Here is a 17,996-nt window from a genome sequence, read left to right on the forward strand (position 1 = left end):
GTCTAGCCGATCTCCAGCTTGCGTATCCTGAGCCCCTGCTTCATGGTCTTCCTCTGGCAGGTTTTACATGCATAGCGCAAAGTCATCTTTTTCGTGGTCTTGGCAGTCCTCTTGAGCTCGGGGAACTTTTGGCCACCGTAGCCCTTCTTGTCCTCGGCGTGCCTGCGCGCTCCCTCTGCCATCGTCCTGTCCTTGCCCTTCTTGTAGAGCGAGACCGTGTGGATGGTGTGCGTCTTGCACTTGGGGCAGAACTTGCGCATCTCCTTCTCCATCTTCATATACCCTACAGCAACCGCATCAGGGTAATTTAATGTATGTCCGGATAAGCGAAGGCCACCGTTTTAGAAAATCTAATATACTTGTGGAAATAACGCTATGGCATGTTCGAATCGCTGTTAGGGCAGTCAATCGAGTTGGCAGCATTCCCGGTCTGGATTCCGTTGGCCTTTGGCCTTATCGTCGGTCTGGCCTATGCCATCGCTTCTGGCATGAGGCGCAGCAAGTAAGAAGACAAGCGGGATCTCGCCTCCCTTTCTTTTTCAGTCATCCTTTTAGCGCAGGCTTTTCCTTACTTTTCCCATGATTCCGTTCTCCCGCAACAAGCACGAGTGCGAGGACTGCCACGCCCATTTCGGCAGCTACGACGAGCTGGTAAGGCATGCGCAGGAGGCCCACAGGCGTCACGCGTTGAAATGCGCCGAGTGCGGCAGGCTTTTCCTGCACGAAAAGGACAGGCTGCACCACGTCAAGGAAGAAAGGGAGCGCAAGGTGGACGCCCGCCGGCACAAGTTTTAAACAAGCTTTTTTTCATACAGCATCAGAGCAGTAGGGAGAGAGGGAAGGAGGAGGAAAAAGAAAACATGGGCGCAGACGACAGGCTGTCAAGACTGAAGGTGGGGGCCACCAAGGAGCGCACGATAAGGGTGGACGCAAACATGACGACAAGCTTTCTGTGGGAGGGCGAGAACGTAATGTCCACACCCTCGATGATACTGGAGATGGAGGAGACGTGCAGGCTGCTCCTGAAGGAGCAGGCCATACCCGAGCCAGAGTGGGACTCGGTGGGCACAATAGTCGACGTCAGGCACCTGGCCGCAACGCCGGTGGGAGCGGAAGTGTACCTGAAGGCAAGGGTGTCGGCAATCGACGGAAGGAGGGTGATGTTTGACGTGGAGGCAGCAGACAGGCTGGAAAAGATAGGCGAGGGGAGGCACGAGCGGTTTGTCATCAACGTGCCCCGGTTCAGGGCCAAGTTTGCAGAGAAGCAGAAAAGGCTCGGCCTGTGAAAAATATATAAGAGATGGAACGGGATCTGTCATATTCTCTATATAAGGTGAGTAGTGACAATGGCATCGATTCAAACAACGGCTGGCGGAATGCCAGTATTGATCCTGAAGGAAGGGACAAAGGAAAGCAAGGGAAGGGAAGCTCAAAAGAACAACATCATGGCGGCAAAGCTGATCGCAGAGATAGTGAAGACAAGCCTGGGCCCCCGGGGCATGGACAAGATGCTCGTGGACAACCTGGGTGACGTCACAATCACAAACGACGGCGCCACCATTCTGAAGGAGATTGACGTGCAGCATCCGGCGGCAAAGATGATGGTCGAAGTCGCCAAATCAGTGGACAACGAGGTTGGCGACGGCACCACTTCTTCTGTGGTGTTTGCTGGCGCGCTGCTCGAGAGGGCGGAGGAGCTCATCAACAAGGACGTACACCCTTCAGTCATAGTTGACGGCTACAACGCGGCGGCAGAGCAGGCGCTCAAGCTTTTGGAAAAGATAGCGGTGCAGGTCGATGTCTCTGACAAGGACATGCTGCTAAAGATAGCCAGGACGAGCATGGACTCCAAGCTCGTGTCTGAAGACAGCCCGCTCCTTGGCCAGATAGTGGTGGACGCGACCAAGCAGGTGGCTGAAAAGACGGACGAGGGCGGCCTGAAGGTCGACCTTGACGACATCAAGGTCGAGAAAAAGGCAGGCGGCTCGATGCGCGACACCAAGCTGATCAGGGGCATAGTGCTCGACAAGGAAGTCGTCCATGCAGGCATGCCCAAGCGCATAGAGAAGGCCAAGATAGCACTTGTCAACTCGGCTCTGGAGATTGAAAAGACAGAGATGAGCGCCGAGATACGCATCTCTGACCCGCAGCAGATGCAGATGTTCCTCGAAGAAGAGAACCGCATGTTAAAGTCGATGGTCGACAAGATCAAGGCATCGGGCGCAAACGTCGTCCTGTGCCAGAAGGGCATCGACGACATTGCGCAGCACTACCTGGCCAAGGCAGGCGTGCTTGCAGTGCGCAGGGTAAAGGAGAGCGACATGACCAAGATGTCCCGTGCTACAGGTGCCAGGATTGTCAACAACCTGGACGACCTTACGTCAAAGGATCTGGGCTCTGCCGAGCTTGTGGAAGAAAGAAAAGTAGAGACTGACAAGTGGGTGTTCATTGAAGGGTGCAAGAACCCCAAGTCTGTCACTATCTTGGTCCGTGGAGGCTCGCAGCGCGTGGTCGACGAGGCGGAAAGGTCACTCCACGACGCGCTCATGGTCATGAAAGATGTGCTTGAAAAGCCGGCCATAGTGGCAGGTGGCGGGGCGCCGGAGGCGTACATCGCAAACGAGCTGCGCCAGTGGTCGTCAAGCCAGGAGGGCAGGGCGCAGCTTGCCGTGCAAAAGTTTGCAGACGCGCTCGACGCCATCCCGCTCAACCTGGCCGAGAACGCCGGCATGGACCCGATAGACACCATGACCGAGCTTCGCGCCAAGCAGAGCAAGGGCGCCAAGTGGACGGGCGTGGACGCAAGGAACACGCAGGTGGCCGACATGTACAAGCAGAACGTACTAGAGCCTGTAGTCGTCAAGCAGCAGATAATCAAGTCTGCCACAGAGGTAGCGTCCATGCTCCTGAGGATCGACGACGTGATAGCCGCCAGCAAGTCCAAGATGCCGTCCGGGCCGCCAGGAGGTGGCGGCATGGGCGGTATGGGTGGAATGGGCGGCATGGGAATGGAATAAGAAAGGGCGCAAGGTCTCTTTCCTTTCGTTTCCTGCCCCTCTTTTCTCCTTCCTTTTTCTCTTTTATCCTGCATCGCTATTTCTTTTGACAAAAAACAAATACCGCGCGCTGTACGGACAAACAAGCACACAAATCAGTCGCCAGGTGAAAGGAGAAAGAAGCTATATTGATCATTGAAAAGCTAAAGCAGCTGTACGTCGCCGGCTCTATCGCCGTGATGCCAGACTTTTTCATCGACAGGATAATCAGGCTCGAGTCCAAGGAGAGGCTGTTTGCCGCCCTTGAGGAGAAGGCAAAATGCGGCGGCGGAAGCGTCAGGGGCTTCCCGACCACAGACATCAAAGGAGGCAATGCGGCCAACGTCGCGTACGCGCTTGCAAAACTCGGCGTAAAAGTGACGCTGTTCACGGTGGCAGACGACATGGGGGCGGCCATGCTCAGGCAGGTGTTTGCCCCCCTTGGCGACAGGGCGGAACTGAGGATATCGCGAGGAAGGCAAGGCTACACTACCGCTTTTGAGTTCCCGTATAACAACAGTAACAAGGTGAACGTGATGGTGAGCGACGTGGGCGACGCCGGGGATTTTGGCCCAGACAGGATAGCGTCGCAGGAAGACCGGGCCGTCCTGAAAAAGGCTGACGCCGTGATGGTGGTCAACTGGGCGAGCAACTCCAAGGGCACCGACCTTGCAGGCTATGCGTTTGAGAACTCCCCTTCTGCCCTGCATTTCATAGACCCTGCCGACATTTCTGCCAGAAAGCAGGAATTCCGCGACGCGCTTTTCAAGCTCTCGCAGGTAACGGACTGCCTCAGCATAAACGAGAACGAGTGCGACCACCTTGCGGAGGCGCTCGGCCTCGAGATCAGGCTGGGCGCTAAAAGCTACGGGCCTGACGACGTCAGGGGCGCGGCAAAAAAGATAGCCGAGAGCGTCGGGATCACCACCGACCTGCACACGCGCATAGGCGCGGCGTGGTCAAACGGCAAGGAGGCCGAGTTTGCGCACGGCATCAAGGTCGACCCAAAGACGCTGACAGGGGCAGGCGACGTGTGGGACGCGGCAGACATTGTAGGGTACATAGCCGGCCTTGATCCAGGAGAGCGCCTGCTGTTTGCAAACGCCGCAGCTTCGCTGTTTGTGCGCGACGCGTCGGGCGAGCCACCGGCCATGAACAAGGTGTTTGAGCTCATAGAGCGCGTCCAGTAATGTAGTAGAAGCAATAGCAGAGCGACGGTAAGCCCCTGGCAACTGCCCGGATTAAATAAGGTGGGCGCAAAGAAAGAGCCAGTCAGTCGCAGTTGGCCGAAAAGACACTGCCGTCGTCGTCATCATCATCCTCGTCATCGCCTTCGACGACGTTATCGCCGTGGAAGGTGCTTGCCATACTGAGCAGCATCGCGGTCGTCGCCGTGTATGCAGAGACGATGCTCCTGCCGGCGATCCCGGACCTGATAGACGAGTTTGGCATCAGCTACAGCACGTCGTCGTGGATCCTGTCGTCGTTCCTGATAGTGGGCGCCATATCCGTCCCCGTGGTCGGCAGGCTGTCAGACATGTACGGCAGGAAAAAGATGCTCATGATAGTGATGGGCATCTACGCGGCAGGCGTCCTTGCTGGCGGCTTTGCCACCGACATTTACACCATGGTCGCGGCGCGGTCCGTGCAGGGGATCGGCATCTCGTTCTTTCCAATCGTGTTTGGCATAGTGCGCGACAGGTTCCCCCGGGAAAAGCTGGCTATAGCGCAGGGCACGCTGATCTCGATGTTTGCGTTTGGGGCGGTCATAGGGCTGATGGCAGGGGGCACGATAACGAACAGCTTTGGCTGGCGCGCCACCTTTTACCCGGTCGCCCCGGTAGTGGTCGCCCTCATAGTGGTGATCGCCCGGCTTGTGCGGGTCGCCGACGAGCCAGCCGAGAAATCGAGGATAGACATAGCAGGCATCGCGGCGCTTGCAGCCACGGTGATACTCTTGCTTTCGGCTCTCAACTTTGTGCAGGCGGGCACCGAAAATGATGGTGGTGATGGCAACAGTAACAGCACGGATGGCGCCAGGTTGTTGCCGCTGTTGCCGGCGGCATTTTTTGCAGGCGGCCTCGCCTCGCTTGCAGTGTTCATCCTTGTCGAAAGGAGGTCGAGCGCGCCCCTAGTGGACCTGAAGCTGATGTCGTTCCGGCCCATACTGCTCTCAAACGTGATAGCGATCATCATCGGCCTGTCGATGTTTGCCGTGTTCCAGACCGTGCCAGTGCTTGTCAGGAGCCCCGGCCCTTCCGGCTTTGGAGGCACCGCGGCAGATGCTGCGCATGTGCAGCTGCCCTTCTCGATAGTGGCGCTCGCATTCGGGCCGACGTCCGGCTACATCATTTCCAGAATGGGCGCTCCCCGTGTTGCCATCGCCGGCGCGGCCATCGCGCTTGCAGGGTTTGCAGGCATGCTCTTTTTCCACGGCGCGCCGGTCCAGCTTGCTGCCGGCCTTGCGATCATTGCCACCGGCCTTTCGCTTACCGACGTGGGCCAGATAAACATGAACACCATGGCCACCCCGCCAAAGCACATGGGCGTGTCGTTTGGCATGAACACACTCTTTCGGCTGGCGGGGGCGTCGGTCGGCCCTGCGGTGGCAGGCATGTTCATGCAGGCAGGGCAGGTGACCATAGGCGGCGCCAGTTTCCCGGCGCCGGCGCAATACACGTCGATATTCCTGTTTGTGTCCGCGCTCGCAGTGGCGCTTGTGGCGCTGGCGTTTGCGCTCAGGCGCGCCATCTCAAGAATAGAGCCTGCTGCAGCCGCGGCGCAGTTTAAATGATCATGCGACGTATTATTGCCACACACACATAATATCGCCATGATCGAAGCACAAGACGCGGCCAGGGTCGCCGACGCGCTGGGCCGCAACCTCGCAGGCGTCGCAATGGACAGGTCTAACTTTCAGCGGCTGCCGGACACGTTCTGGGGCTATTTTGCAAGGGGCCACGACGCAAAGGGCACCTTTGCGGTAATAGTCACGTATTCCGAAGACGGCCGGGACGTGGACGAGCTTATTAAAATGTACGAGCAGTGGGCCGCAAATGCAAAAGCCAAGTCACCTGCTCGATGACCCATTCGCGGAATTTTGCGATGGCAAACTCCTCCGATTCTTTGACAAAAGCTGGGTCCTTGACGCGCCACTGCTCCTGCGGGATGCCGTCAAAGAACTCTTGCATGCATGCATGCACGCACAGGATAAAGCGGAAGCGCAGATTGCGCGGGTTCTCCTCCAGCCCGTACCGGCGCAGGACGGCTGCGACCTGTGCAAAGACCGTGTCGTAGTTGCGCTTGAACGGCTCGACGGCAAACGTGTCGCGCAGCACCTGCGATATGGCGTCAAGGTTCTGCCGGAGGCTCATGTCATCATTTAGGAGCAGGAGGAGAAGACGTAGAGGAGTCCCGGAGCGACTGCATCTTTTTGGAATAAACGGCCTGCATGTTGGCGTCCACGTCGAGGCCGTATTTCGACGCCAGGTAGTGCAGGAGCGCGACTGACTCGGTTATCTCTAGCTTGGCGTGCTCGGTGTTGCTTTTCTCCATCGCAAACGCTATCTCGCCTATTTCCCGCACAAGGTGTATGAACGCGGCCTTGGAGTCGCCACCAAACTTTTTCTCATAGTATTCAACGGCAATAGAAGACGAGGACATCATACGTATCTATCCGGATGCACTTTGCTGCGCGCGGCTATTTAATTTAATTTCGGCTGATGCACCACATGGTATATAGCGAGTTTTTGCGCAGCAAGACACCATAGTGCGGAAGGATTTCATCGGGGTCATCGCAGTCGTGGCGGTGTTCGTTGCAGGGGGCACCATCCTGATGCAGTCCAAGATGCTGCCGGAGGAACACGCTCAGGATTTCCGCACTCTTGAGAACATATCCCTGCAGTCCGAGGTCAAGGTGCTGCAGGAGCCGACGCCGGCGAACAACACGTACATCTATGCGATAAACGACGTGGCAAAAGAGTCGTGGGAAATTGCGAAAAAAGACCCCCGCGTGCAGCAGATAATCGGGGAAGCAAGAGGTGGCAGGGCGCTGACCGTGGCGGCGGTGCAGCCTAGCGCGTTTGTCAGCCTGGAGGGCAAGGTGACGCACAGCGGCCTTGGGCAGGTTGTGATAACCCAGAACTGGCAGTTCGTGGACGGCAGGCCGTACGTGCAGGCAGGGTTTTCCGAGCTGGACGGCAGGCAGGGCCAGTCGCGCCAAAAGATATGGAACGTGGCAGTCGACCTTGAAAGAGATAAAGTAGTCAGCATACAGGACGAGCAAGAGCACGTCATGACAGAGACGCTGAGAAAAGACATCGTGTACGGCGGCGTGAATATGTACCTGCCTGAAAGGGTGACTGCCGACGCAGGCTCGACTGTAAGGTGGGTCAACGAGTCGGCGATAAAGCACAACGTCGTCGGGGTGTACAGGACGGCGTCAGGGGCGGAGGAAAAGCTGGACAGCGGCTTTTTCGGCCAGAACGAGGACTGGGAGCACACTTTTGCAGAGGCAGGCACGTTTGACTACCACTGCACCATCCACTCTGAAGAGGGGATGAAGGGCACGCTGACGATAGCAGCGCCCTAGAAGGGCATTGTTGCGACATACGCTTGTCTAATAATAATGAAAAGGTCCCCCACTTACTCCCCGCCCATAAAGCGTAGACTTTTAACCCCGACGATGGAAGCATCCTTGGTTTTAAACTTAGGCAAAAGAAAAGTTCTGAACGAAGCACAGTTGAAAGAGATGGTCATGCCGGGCGAGGGCCAGCTTTTTGGGAGGGTCATCAAGCTCGTCGGCGGCGACAACATCATTGTAAAATGTACAGACGGCAAAGTACGCACGTGCCGAATCAGAGGCAAGATAAAGAGGAGGATGTGGATACGCGATAACGACCTTGTGCTGGTGGCGCCATGGGACTTCCAGTCGGACAAGGCAGACATCATATGGAGGTACATCTCGGCGCACGCAGAGAAGCTAAAGGCTGACGGCAAGCTGACTGGCCTCGAGGAATAGGGAAAGAGAGAGAAAGAGAGGCATGCCCAAGACATTTGCAGAGCTTGGACTTGGCGACAGCGTCCTTGCCGCCCTGAAAGAAAGCGGCTTTGAGACGCCGTTTCCGATACAGGAGGCGGCAATACCGCTAATACTTCAGGGCAAGGACGTTCTGGGCCAGGCGCACACAGGCACCGGCAAGACCGCCGCGTTTGCACTCCCCCTGCTGTCAAAGATGGGCGGCAGCAGCCATGGAAGCAGGCAGCCGCAGGCGCTCGTGCTGGTCCCGACCAGGGAGCTTGCAGTGCAGGTCACAGGCGAGATAAACAGGCTTGCGCGCCACACTCCGAACGCAAGGGCGGTGGCAGTCTATGGCGGCGAGAGCTTTGGCCTGCAGCGCGAAAAGCTGAGGAAGGGCCCGCAGATAATCGTCGCCACGCCGGGCAGGCTGATCGACCACCTTCAGAGGAGCACGATAAGGCTTGGCGACATCATGTACGTCGTCCTCGACGAGGCTGACAGGATGCTCGACATGGGCTTTATCGACGACATCAAGTTCATACTGTCCCGCATATCAAACAACAGGGACAGGCAGACGATGCTTTTCTCGGCCACCATGTCGCAGGAGATATTGAAGCTGGCAAGGGACTATATGCGCAAGGGCGACATGATGCGCGAAGTCAGGCTCAACACGGAACAGACTGCGGTCAAGAGCGTTTCGCAGGCTTACCTGCTGGTCGGCGAGCAGGAAAAGTTTGTCAGGCTGGTCGACATCATGCGGCCGCTCAAGGAGCAGGCCATCGTGTTTGCAGCCACCAAGAACAGGACTGACAGGCTGGCCCGGGACCTGCGGCAGGAGGGGTTCCGCTGCTCCGCAATCCACGGCGATTTGCACCAGAAGCAGAGAGACACCGTCATGCAGAGGTTCAGGAAAGGGGCAGACAGCGTGCTCGTGGCTACAGACATTGCGGCAAGGGGTATAGACGTGCCTGCCGTGGGCCACGTGATAAACTACGACGTGCCCATAGACACAGAGACGTACTTTCACCGCATCGGCAGGACGGCGAGGGCCGGCGCGCAGGGCAGGGCTGTGTCGCTCGTGACGCCGGACAGGTTCCCAGACTTTGAAAAGATACTGAGGCAGTCCAAAGGGACGTCGTCATCGGCAGGGATAAGCAGGCTGAACGAGGAGATGGGCATACCTGCGCCGGCAAGGCGCAGCATGCAGCAGCCGTCGTTTGTAAAGTACCGCCGCGACCATCACCATCATCACAATCATCGCCGCCACCACCACCAGCATAATGACAGCAGTAACAACAATAGGACGAGCAGCAAGGGACGGAGGTAAGGGAGAGAAAGGCTTGTCGGCCCCAAGAGACGACGAGCACATTATAAAGTGCAGCATCTGCGGGCGGGAGCTAATCGTCAAAGACACCGTCAACAACGGGGTCGCCTTCCTGAGCCACCTAAAGATAGACCACGGCATAACCTACACCCCGCAGCTTATGACGAAAGCAAAACAAAAGCCAAGGCCGGCGCGGCAACAGCAGCAACAACAACAGCAGGAATATTCGGTGGCCGCCGGGGGCAGAGATGGCAATGACAGCAGTAACAGTTAAACCAAGCTTTGCACACTAGTGAGCGTATATGGGTGGGGCCGCTTATGGGAGATACTGAACAGGAGAGGTCTTTTCGCGAGCTGTATGCGCAGGAGCTTCGGAAAAAGAGCAGAAACGAGCTGGAAGACGAGAGGAAAAAGGTGAACCAGCAGGGCATGAAGACTCCCGGGAGAAGGGGAGAGCAGATCAAGCACGAGGAGATAGACAGGGAGATAGTCAGGCGCTACAGCCTGAAGCAGACAGGCTGATAACAATAATACAAAACATAGCATCAGCCACCGCCGCATGGTAAAGCGTGCATGTATGTAAATGCCAGTCCAGAACAACCGTTAAATTGCTTGCCGCGTAATTCAATCTACTGTGTACTCTAGCATGGAGAAAGCAAAGGCAGGCTCGTGGTGCCTGGTAGAGATCGGTGGCACTTCGGTAGTAGCAAGCGTGGTGCACGTAGGCAGGGGCAAGTTCATCATAGTCGAGGACAAGGCAGGCGGGGCCTACGCTGGCAAAAAGATAGACGCATCGGACATTTTGCGCTGCAATTTATGAGATATTATTTCATTACAAAAAAAAGATTGGGGAGGCCGCGGCCCTTTTTACGGGACCGGGTTCTGCTGGCCTGCGGTCAGCTGGGCCTTCCACGTCTGCGGCAGGTTCTGCACCCACCCGTTGTAGACGTTGGGTATGGCAAGCACACCCTGGCCGCCCATGCCCCTGTTTGCCGTGACGCTTGCGTCCTTGGCCGTGCTTGCAGAGGCCACGAGTGCCACCCTGCCCACTATGGCTGCGTCAGCAGGGTTGCCGTCGCCGTTGGGGTCGCCGTCTACCACTATCACGGCGTTTGAGAACTTGCTTGCCACGTAGGCGTAATAGCCTCCGCCCTGCTTGGCCCCAAAGTTGACGCCATGGCAGCCTGCGTCGCACGGGAGCATTTTGACCACGGTGTCTGTCACGGTGTCTGTCACGGTGATGGTCGCAGTGAGCGTGTTTGCAGTCACCATGTACCTGCCGTTTGGCGACACCGGCGTCTGTATGGGGAGCGCGCCAACAGGCCCGGTCAGCGCGCCGCTTATCGGGTCATAGTTCTGCAGCAGGTTGATGGTCTTGATCACCTGGTCCTTTGTCGCGCCCTGCATGCTGACGACGCTTATTGTGCTGTCAAGCAGGTTTGCAACATAGTATTTGCTCGAGTCCGGCATCATGCCTGTCGCAATGGGCAGCGCGCCGGTCGCAGGCTTGGCCTCTATCGAGCTCGTGTCGAACCCGTACAGCGTCGAGTCGGCGCTGAAGGCGTTTGGCGTGACCATCTTCTTCCCGTCGTGGCTCATCCAGTGTGCGTGAGGGTGCGATGAGGGCTCGCCCGGCCGCTGCATCGGTATTTCTCTCTGGATGCTCTGGCCGCCTGGGGCCATCTCGACCACCACGTCCTCGCCGTTGAGTGCGACGTGCACCTGGTCGGTGTCCGTCCGGGTCATGACGTGCGACGGGGACTCGCCCACCGACACGTTCTTGACCAGCTTGCCGGTCGCCCTCTCAAACACGGTCAGCTTGCTGTCGAACCACTGCGTCTGGTAGATCAGGTTCTGGTTCCTGTCGGTCCACATGTTGTGCGGGTTGTTCATGTTTATCTGCGGCAGGGCGACCTTTCTTGCGACCTGCCACGTCTGCGCGTCTACTGCCGTCGCGGTGCCGGGCTTGGTCTTGCCCGTCGTCTTTTCAAACTGGGTGTCCACCCACACCTGGCCTACTCCGGGCGTCGCCGGGTTTGAGAGGGGCGGCAGCGTTACGTCGTTGCCATAGCGCGCGTTCAGGACTGCTGGAAGGTTCACAACCACCCCGCCTGTGATCCTCACGTCAACGTTTGGATAGGTGACGTGCCACGGCGACGGGGAAGTATAGTCCTGCCAGTTTGCCGGGGCCGTCGCGATAAAGAACGTGCGCAGCAGCCTCGTTGCAAGGTCGCTTGAAGTCGGCACCGTGATGCCGTTTACAAGCGACACCTGCTCGCCAAGGTCTAGGCCCGCAGTGGCCGGGTCGTCGACGATTACTGCGCCAAACATGTACGGGTGCACCTTGCAGGTGAACACGTACAGGCCGGGGTCTTGCAGCGTGACTGACTGGGAGCTCTTGGAAGGCTCGGCCTGGTCAAAGGGCATGTTTGCAGCGCCGGCCGGGAATATCAGGCTGGTCACCGTGTGCACCGTGTTTGACCTCACGTTAAAGTCGACCCTCACGCCGGGGTTGCCGACTGCCAGGGACTCGGTGCCGCTTGCGGTGATGTCGCCGGCCGTGTTCCTGAACCACCTGCCAGGCTCGTCTGTCAGGTCGAACTGCACCCTGTTGCCGGAAGAAGAAGAGCCGTCGGCAAGGGCCGGACGTACGAGGCTTGAGGAGCCTGCCATGCCCAGAGGCGACACAAAGAGCATCGCCGTCAGCATGAGCGAGAGCGCCACGCCAGCATACATCATCATTGTAGTAGTAGCGTTCTTTGTTGCTGGTTTCTTCGTCATAGCAGGCAACGAGTAAAGCTACATGTATTTAAGAACTAGATATGCTATCCACTTGGAGAATCGCCGCACATTTTTTTAGTGGCTGAAAAACCGAAACCCGGAAACGTGCGTGCAAGTATCTTGTACTGGTTTTTTATGGAATGGTCGTAGCTGCCCGAGAACGTATCAAGCGGCAAGGTATTCTTGCGCCAGCAGCGTTGCGGAGCGGGCCGCTTTTGGACGTCGAATTCCCGCCGGCGCTTGCAAAAAAGCGGCTGTAGAGTATGCGATCTGCGCTTGCGCGCGCAACATAATAACGCGGAAGGCGTTTCCTGTAGCGCAATTGCAGCCGGCAGGTTCTCCAGGCAATTCAATGGTTTGCAGGATGTTGCACGGCAGCGAGAGGATCCTCCTTGCCTTTGCAGCCTATGGAGCCGTTGCAGGCGGGATTACGGTTGTTGACAGCCTGTCTTATGAACACGATGTCTTTGCAACGCTTGCAATAGTGATGAACCTGCCTACGATAATCGCGTTTTTCATGTTCCTCGGCGAAGGTTCATCCGTCCCGGTGCCAGCAGGGCTCTGGCCTGCGACAATAGTGGCAAGCACCATCCTGGTGTGACTGGCTCTCGGCTCGGTAGTTTACCTGTTCTACAGGATGTTCAAGCTCGGGCCGTAGTAAGCAAGCCTGTAGCATATGCACGCACTCCTCCCCTCTCTCTACCCCGCAATATCCTCAACGAACCGCCAGACGATTAGCAGCGCAGGAGAGCGGAAATAATAATAAATAACGACGCCGGCTGAGAGATGATCGTTCTATATATGCCGTGTCTTGTGACGGTTGGCGGATTTTTCGGCGACGAAGGAAAGGGCAAGATAATAGCGTACCTGGCCAAAAAGGACAACCCGGCCATCGCAGTCAGGGGAGGCGTGGGCCCAAACGCCGGCCACACGTTTGCTTTTGAAGGAAAAGAGTACAAGGTGCGCATGCTGCCAAGCGCGGCTCTCAACCCGACCACGCGGCTTCTCGTGGGCGCCGGCGTGCTGGTCAACCCGCAGGTGCTGCTGAGCGAGGTGGCGATGTTCAAGGCCGAAGACAGGACATACGTGGACGCCCAGTGCGGCATAATCGAGCAGGCGCACATCGACCGGGACAGGGCCGAAGATCATTTGAAGGGCAAGATAGGCACCACCGGCACGGGCACCGGCCCGGCAAACGCCGACAGGGCGCTCCGCACCCTGAAGATGGCCAAGGACGTGCCTGAGCTTTCGCTCTACATAGAAGACGTAAGCAACTCGGTCAACTATGCGCTTGAAAGCGGCGAAAAGGTCCTCGTCGAGGGCACGCAGGGGACGTACCTCTCGCTGTTCCACGGCGGCTATCCCTACGTGACCTCAAAGGACGTGACTGCGTCGGGCATATGCTCCGACGTCGGCATCGGCCCCAAGAGGGTGGACGACGTGCTTGTGGTGTTCAAGGCTTATGTGACCCGGGTGGGGGGCGGGCCGCTTGACAACGAGCTTTCAGAGGAAGAGGCGAAAAAGCGCGGCTGGCTCGAGTTTGGGAGCGTGACAGGCAGGCAGAGGAGGGCGGCGCCTTTTGACTTTGCGCTTGCGAAAAAGTCGATAAGGCTCAACAGCGCGACCCAGCTTGCCGTGACCAAGCTGGACATCATGTTCCCGTCGTGCGCCCGGGTGCGCCAGTACGAGAAACTGCCGGCCGATGCAAGGAAATACATCGAGGATATTGAAGGCGAGCTGGGCGTCCCGGTGACAATGATAGGCACGGGCCCCGAGCTTGACGACGTGGTGGACAGAAGGAAAACGACCTAAGAAGACCTGGCTACTGCGGCCTTGAGCGCGTCGCGGCACGTCCGCAGCAAATACAACGTCTCTTCTGTTTTGCCATAGGCGTCCACTGCCGTCAGCTGGAGCATTGCCGCTTTTGCGGCGGCAATCAGGTCCTCCCTCTTTGCGGTCCGCTTTGACGCTGGCGGAAGTTTCTCCCCCTCAAGCTCTGGGTGGCGCAGCTTTACTGCCAGGATGGCGCGCTCGATTGCGACGTACGCCTGCCACAGCAACTCATCATCATCGTTGTCGTTGTCGCTATTGCTGCTTTCAAGCAGGGTCCGGGCCTGCTCTACCAGGCTGCGGATTTTTCCTTTTTCTTCTTCATCTCTTTCTGCCGCAGATGATGATGACGACGATGGTAGCGATGGAGATGGTGCCATCAAGCAAGGTAGCAGGGCGGATGACTTTAATACTGTACCTGTCAACCACATCATGATTTGCCACTAAAGGCGCCCTGCTACATCCCGCTTGCGGGGCTCAAGGACTTTGGCCGGCTTGCCTGCGCGCTGGAGCGGGCGCCCATGCCCTCGTTTTCGCTGACGCTTGGGGGCAAGCAGGTGCTTGCCGTGCAGCTGGACATCTTGAATGGCAGGCCGGTGATATACTACGCCGAGGCCGAGATCGGCCCCAACACCCAGTACCTGGCGTACAGGGCGTCAGGCGGCATGGAGGAGGTGACGCTTGCAGAGGCGGTGGGCAACCCGACGTTTGTCTATTCGCCGATCCTAAAGGTGGACAGGTTCCCGCCGGCGCTTGCCAAGAACGCTAGGATAGACAAGAAAAAGTCCGGCTATACGGTCATCAAGCTCAGGGATCTGGCGTCGCTTGCCAAGGTGGCCGCTTACAAGACCATCTACGAGGAGGCGCCCCTGCCGCTCTTTTACTCCAGGGAAGAAGGGAACAGGCACATACTCGGCACGCCGATGAGCGTGAACGAGAACGATTCCGTCTCTTACTATTACTATGTCGCGCTCGATGGCGAGCCGGCTGCTGCGATAGGGCCGTTCCTGCGCTACTCGAGCCAAAAGCCGGAGCAGCCCACGTTCACGGCAAGCCTGGATGAGCACGGCTTCATCTACATGAAAGTGGTCAGGCTTGCAGACGGGCACCCGCTGGTAAAGTCCTATGAGGGCTAGTAGCAGCAGTTATTCGGTGCGGATGGCGCAGGCCGCAAAAAAGAAAAAGAGCAGGATAATCTTGGCAGTCGACCCCAGGCCCGGCGCCGCAAAGAACCTAAAGCTTTTTGCCAAGAAAAAGATAGGCGCAGTCGCCGGCCACATATGTGCAGTCAAGCTCAACTTTCACCTGCTCCTCCCGCTGTCTGCCAGAGAAGTCTGGGACATTACGAAATTTGCGCACTCGCACGGCCTGCTCTGCATAGCAGACATCAAGCTGAACGACATCGAGAGCACCAACAGCGCCGCAGTAGAGCACCTGGCGGCCATGGGGTTTGACGCCGTGATAGCAAACCCGTTCATGGGGCCCTCCGAGTTTGCGGCTCTGGTGAAAAAGGCGCACAGCATGGGCCTTGGCGTCATAGCGCTCGTGTACATGAGCCACCCTGACGCAAGCGCGGGGTACGGCCTGCCTACTACTACAACGACGACGACGACTGTTACTACTACCACCACCGTTGCTGCCGGCGGCAATAATGCGGATAATCGTGAAAGCAGGATCTACAAACTGTTCCTTGAAAGGGCGCTGGCGGCCGGGGCCGACGGCATAGTGGTGGGCGCGACGCAGGCAGACGTGCTTGGCGAGGTCAGGGGCAGGGGCATAGAGATCTACTCGCCGGGCGTGGGCGCGCAGGGCGGAGATGTCGAGCAGGCGGTCAGGAGCGGCTCGGACTATTTGATAGTAGGCAGGTCGATAATTGAGGCAGGCGACCCGGCTGCCGCTGCGCGCCAGCTGAAAAAGAGGGCGGCGGCTGCGGCGGCAGGCTCAGGTCTTTCTCAATGATGACGATGACGATGAAGACTGGGAGGATGAAGAGAGGAGAAAAGCCCTGGCCGCTGCGAGCAGGTCGCGGGCGTTTTTAAAGGTCACGAGCTTGACTGCGTCTTCGTACTTTCTCCACGCATGGTCCGTGTGCTCGTGCGATATCTTTACCTCGCTGGCACCAGAAGTCCGTGCAAGGAAGAATACCACCTCCTTGTCCACCAGCCTGCGGGCCTTCCTGTACCTGTAGGATATCGTGCGCTCAAAGCCGTCGATGAACTCGATGTCGGATATGCCGGTCTCCTCCCGTATCTCTCTGGCAGCCGCCTCGTGCTCGGTCTCGCCCTGCTCGATGTTGCCTTTTGGGAAATCCCAGTGGCCCGCCGTGTAATGCAGGAGGAGGTACTGCGGCTCTTTATTGCCGTTGCCGCCGCCGCTGCTGCCGCCACCATCGCCTTCCCTGAAAAGGACGGCTCCGGCAGACCGCTCGTCAAACACCATTTGTATATGCGATAGAGTGATGCACGCGCTGGTTTGTATATTTTTTCCCTAATCTCCGGCGGCAGTCGCCGCCGCGTCGTCGTCCTCCTGCTCTTCCCTCTCTTCTTCTCCGGGGGCCGCCTTGGGCGTATAGTCGTGCACGTCCTCCCACTCTTCAAAAGTCATCCAGTAGCCGCAGAACCACCGCTGCGCCTGCTCGTCGTACTGGCCGTGCTCTGGCATTTCTGTCAAAGTGGATGGAGCGAGAGAGGGTATTTATTTATTAATAAAATATGATGGTCAGAGTTTCACGTCGGTGGCGCCGCCACCACCACCGCTACTGCTGCCGCCGGCGCCACTATTATTGCCACTGCCTGTTGCGGCCCGCCTCTGCTGATGGTGGTGCCTGAACCGCTGGTAGACGAACGCGGCTGCCACAAGCGCCACTGCGAGGCCCACGAGGAGCGACGATATGAGCGTGAAGGGGTTGGTGCCGGCAGTCAGCACTTCGGCAAACTGGACCACCGGTATGTACAGCAGGCCGAGCACGACCAGGCGCAGTATGTCAGACATCTCGCGCGAGCTGCCCCTGAGCCAGTTGGCCAGGAACACGCCGCCCAGGATGGTCGCAAGCCCTATCCACACCAGCGTGATGGTGCCTTTGGCAAAGCTCCCGACCACGGTCTTGTTGGTAATGATGTCCAGCGCGGTCATCTGGTTGACCGGTATGTCGTGGGGGATGCTGGACAGGCCGTTTGCTATTGCGGCAAGCATGATGAGCACCCCGGCTATTACAGAGAATATCTTGATGAAGTCGGTCGGCCCCATCTTGCCAAGAGACCCGACTGCCTTGTCGATGTCAAACGCCCTGACAATGAAGGCGCCGCCCAGGATTGCAAGTATCATCACGGTCAGCCACTTGGTCTGCTCAAAAGCAACCGCAAGCCCGCCTGCGAGCAAGAGCGCGCCCGGCACGCCGAGGAAGAACTTGCTGTACTGCGGGTCGTACATGAGCGCCTTGATGTACCTGCCAAACAGGGCGTACGAGTACTCGACGCTCCGGCTGTGGCGGATGATTATGCGCTGCACCGATACTACGGGAACTCGGGACTGGATTACCGGAAGCACTGTCTCGTCGTCCTCGCCGTCGGAGACGATCACCGCGCCTGTCGCCTGGTACTTTGCGAGGATGGCCTGCACCTCCCGGCTTATCTTTTCGTCGGCCTCGACCCCTCGGTTGAACTTGCCTGCCACGACGGCGACCTCGGCGTTGTAGCCCTTGCTCACAAGCTCCTCGTACGTCTTGACTGCGCCGAAAATCGCGTTTGCGTCGGCGTCTTCAGGGTCTTCGATGGCAAGCCTCGTGCCGGCGTTGATGCACTGGTCTCGCCCCACGATCGGCGTCTCGATGCCGCCCTTTGAGCCAATGTCATCGTCCCTGTCGATGCAAAGTACAAGGAGCCTGCTCTGGGCCGCTTCGGGGCCCTTTGGTACGTCCAGCTTGTGGTTGCGCTGGTATTCGACAGGCTCTTGTGGCATATTTTTTGCTCGCTCTGCTTACTTGCCGGCACATGCTGGTTGCGCAAAC

General features: G+C 57.9%; 24 protein-coding genes. 16 read left to right on the forward strand and 8 right to left on the reverse strand.

What is annotated here, in order from left to right:
- Positions 1-2 precede the first annotated feature (2 nt).
- On the reverse strand, positions 3-278 hold the full coding sequence (locus tag WKI84_RS00485) for a 50S ribosomal protein L44e (protein WP_337861546.1): 276 nt from the start codon (positions 276-278) through the stop codon (positions 3-5).
- A 301-nt stretch (positions 279-579) separates the two neighbouring features.
- Between WKI84_RS00485 and WKI84_RS00490 the strand changes: the two genes are divergently transcribed.
- The 6 genes from WKI84_RS00490 to WKI84_RS00515 all read left to right on the forward strand — a co-directional run bounded on the left by WKI84_RS00490 (position 580) and on the right by WKI84_RS00515 (position 6,120).
- Positions 580-795: a hypothetical protein gene (locus WKI84_RS00490; protein ID WP_337861547.1), complete on the forward strand. Its 216-nt coding sequence runs from the start codon at positions 580-582 to the stop codon at positions 793-795.
- 65 nt (positions 796-860) lie between these two features.
- Positions 861-1,286, forward strand: coding sequence for a thioesterase family protein (locus WKI84_RS00495; RefSeq protein ID WP_337861548.1), 426 nt, complete (start codon positions 861-863; stop codon positions 1,284-1,286).
- Positions 1,287-1,346: 60 nt separating this feature from the next.
- Positions 1,347-3,017 (forward strand): thermosome subunit beta, encoded by a 1,671-nt coding sequence (gene thsB, locus WKI84_RS00500; protein ID WP_337861549.1) that lies wholly within the window; start codon positions 1,347-1,349, stop codon positions 3,015-3,017.
- 167 nt (positions 3,018-3,184) lie between these two features.
- On the forward strand, positions 3,185-4,225 hold the full coding sequence (locus WKI84_RS00505) for a PfkB family carbohydrate kinase (RefSeq protein ID WP_337861550.1): 1,041 nt from the start codon (positions 3,185-3,187) through the stop codon (positions 4,223-4,225).
- A gap of 92 nt (positions 4,226-4,317) precedes the next feature.
- A complete protein-coding gene (locus tag WKI84_RS00510; RefSeq protein WP_337861551.1) occupies positions 4,318-5,829 on the forward strand; it encodes an MFS transporter in 1,512 nt (503 codons plus the stop codon).
- Positions 5,830-5,868: 39 nt separating this feature from the next.
- Entirely contained in the window at positions 5,869-6,120 is a 252-nt protein-coding gene (locus WKI84_RS00515; RefSeq protein ID WP_337861552.1) for a hypothetical protein, read from the forward strand.
- Here the strand turns inward: WKI84_RS00515 and WKI84_RS00520 are convergent.
- Complete coding sequence (locus WKI84_RS00520; RefSeq protein ID WP_337861553.1) at positions 6,065-6,409, reverse strand: hypothetical protein; 345 nt, start codon at positions 6,407-6,409, stop codon at positions 6,065-6,067. The two genes, WKI84_RS00515 and WKI84_RS00520, sit on opposite strands and share 56 nt — an antisense overlap.
- Positions 6,410-6,413: 4 nt before the next feature.
- Positions 6,414-6,701 carry a hypothetical protein gene (locus tag WKI84_RS00525; protein ID WP_337861554.1) on the reverse strand — a complete coding sequence of 96 codons (288 nt, stop codon included), beginning with the start codon at positions 6,699-6,701 and terminating at the stop codon, positions 6,414-6,416.
- A gap of 103 nt (positions 6,702-6,804) precedes the next feature.
- Here WKI84_RS00525 and WKI84_RS00530 point away from each other — a divergent pair, with 103 nt between their 5' ends.
- The 6 genes from WKI84_RS00530 (at position 6,805) to WKI84_RS00555 (ending at position 10,199) form a co-directional block, all read left to right on the forward strand.
- Positions 6,805-7,626, forward strand: a complete 822-nt coding sequence (locus tag WKI84_RS00530) for a plastocyanin/azurin family copper-binding protein (protein ID WP_337861555.1) — start codon at positions 6,805-6,807, stop codon at positions 7,624-7,626.
- A 93-nt stretch (positions 7,627-7,719) separates the two neighbouring features.
- The gene (locus WKI84_RS00535) at positions 7,720-8,055 is read left to right on the forward strand and encodes a translation initiation factor eIF-1A (RefSeq protein ID WP_337861556.1); all 336 of its coding nucleotides are present in this window, start codon (positions 7,720-7,722) and stop codon (positions 8,053-8,055) included.
- A 22-nt stretch (positions 8,056-8,077) separates the two neighbouring features.
- Positions 8,078-9,382, forward strand: a complete 1,305-nt coding sequence (locus WKI84_RS00540; RefSeq protein WP_337861557.1) for a DEAD/DEAH box helicase — start codon at positions 8,078-8,080, stop codon at positions 9,380-9,382.
- Positions 9,383-9,395: 13 nt separating this feature from the next.
- A complete protein-coding gene (locus WKI84_RS00545; RefSeq protein ID WP_337861558.1) occupies positions 9,396-9,653 on the forward strand; it encodes a hypothetical protein in 258 nt (85 codons plus the stop codon).
- 44 nt (positions 9,654-9,697) lie between these two features.
- On the forward strand, positions 9,698-9,901 hold the full coding sequence (locus tag WKI84_RS00550; protein ID WP_337861559.1) for a hypothetical protein: 204 nt from the start codon (positions 9,698-9,700) through the stop codon (positions 9,899-9,901).
- 124 nt (positions 9,902-10,025) lie between these two features.
- Complete coding sequence (locus WKI84_RS00555; RefSeq protein ID WP_337861560.1) at positions 10,026-10,199, forward strand: hypothetical protein; 174 nt, start codon at positions 10,026-10,028, stop codon at positions 10,197-10,199.
- A gap of 47 nt (positions 10,200-10,246) precedes the next feature.
- Here the strand turns inward: WKI84_RS00555 and WKI84_RS00560 are convergent, their stop codons facing one another.
- On the reverse strand, positions 10,247-12,160 hold the full coding sequence (locus WKI84_RS00560) for a beta-propeller fold lactonase family protein (RefSeq protein WP_337861561.1): 1,914 nt from the start codon (positions 12,158-12,160) through the stop codon (positions 10,247-10,249).
- 352 nt (positions 12,161-12,512) lie between these two features.
- Between WKI84_RS00560 and WKI84_RS00565 the strand changes: the two genes are divergently transcribed.
- Both WKI84_RS00565 and WKI84_RS00570 read left to right on the forward strand, forming a co-directional pair.
- Positions 12,513-12,761, forward strand: coding sequence for a hypothetical protein (locus tag WKI84_RS00565; RefSeq protein ID WP_337861562.1), 249 nt, complete (start codon positions 12,513-12,515; stop codon positions 12,759-12,761).
- 212 nt (positions 12,762-12,973) lie between these two features.
- Entirely contained in the window at positions 12,974-13,972 is a 999-nt protein-coding gene (locus WKI84_RS00570; protein WP_337861563.1) for an adenylosuccinate synthetase, read from the forward strand.
- Here WKI84_RS00570 and WKI84_RS00575 read toward each other — a convergent pair.
- Entirely contained in the window at positions 13,969-14,370 is a 402-nt protein-coding gene (locus WKI84_RS00575; protein ID WP_337861564.1) for a hypothetical protein, read from the reverse strand. The two genes, WKI84_RS00570 and WKI84_RS00575, sit on opposite strands and share 4 nt — an antisense overlap.
- Before the next feature lie 57 nt (positions 14,371-14,427).
- Between WKI84_RS00575 and WKI84_RS00580 the strand changes: the two genes are divergently transcribed.
- Both WKI84_RS00580 and WKI84_RS00585 read left to right on the forward strand, forming a co-directional pair.
- Positions 14,428-15,126: a hypothetical protein gene (locus WKI84_RS00580; RefSeq protein WP_337861565.1), complete on the forward strand. Its 699-nt coding sequence runs from the start codon at positions 14,428-14,430 to the stop codon at positions 15,124-15,126.
- Entirely contained in the window at positions 15,116-15,949 is an 834-nt protein-coding gene (locus tag WKI84_RS00585; RefSeq protein WP_337861566.1) for an orotidine 5'-phosphate decarboxylase, read from the forward strand. The genes WKI84_RS00580 and WKI84_RS00585 overlap by 11 nt, the downstream gene beginning before the upstream one ends.
- Here the strand turns inward: WKI84_RS00585 and WKI84_RS00590 are convergent.
- The 3 genes from WKI84_RS00590 to WKI84_RS00600 are packed head-to-tail and all read right to left on the reverse strand — an operon-like array spanning position 15,932 to position 17,947.
- Positions 15,932-16,429: an NUDIX domain-containing protein gene (locus WKI84_RS00590; RefSeq protein WP_337861567.1), complete on the reverse strand. Its 498-nt coding sequence runs from the start codon at positions 16,427-16,429 to the stop codon at positions 15,932-15,934. The genes WKI84_RS00585 and WKI84_RS00590 overlap by 18 nt on opposite strands.
- A 48-nt stretch (positions 16,430-16,477) precedes the next feature.
- Positions 16,478-16,660 (reverse strand): hypothetical protein, encoded by a 183-nt coding sequence (locus WKI84_RS00595; protein WP_337861568.1) that lies wholly within the window; start codon positions 16,658-16,660, stop codon positions 16,478-16,480.
- 48 nt (positions 16,661-16,708) lie between these two features.
- Positions 16,709-17,947 carry a DUF373 family protein gene (locus tag WKI84_RS00600; RefSeq protein ID WP_337861569.1) on the reverse strand — a complete coding sequence of 413 codons (1,239 nt, stop codon included), beginning with the start codon at positions 17,945-17,947 and terminating at the stop codon, positions 16,709-16,711.
- Between the last annotated feature and the right edge of the window lie 49 nt (positions 17,948-17,996).

The sequence above is a fragment of the Nitrososphaera sp. genome, from assembly GCF_037447015.1.
Taxonomy (GTDB): Archaea; Thermoproteota; Nitrososphaeria; order Nitrososphaerales; family Nitrososphaeraceae; genus Nitrososphaera.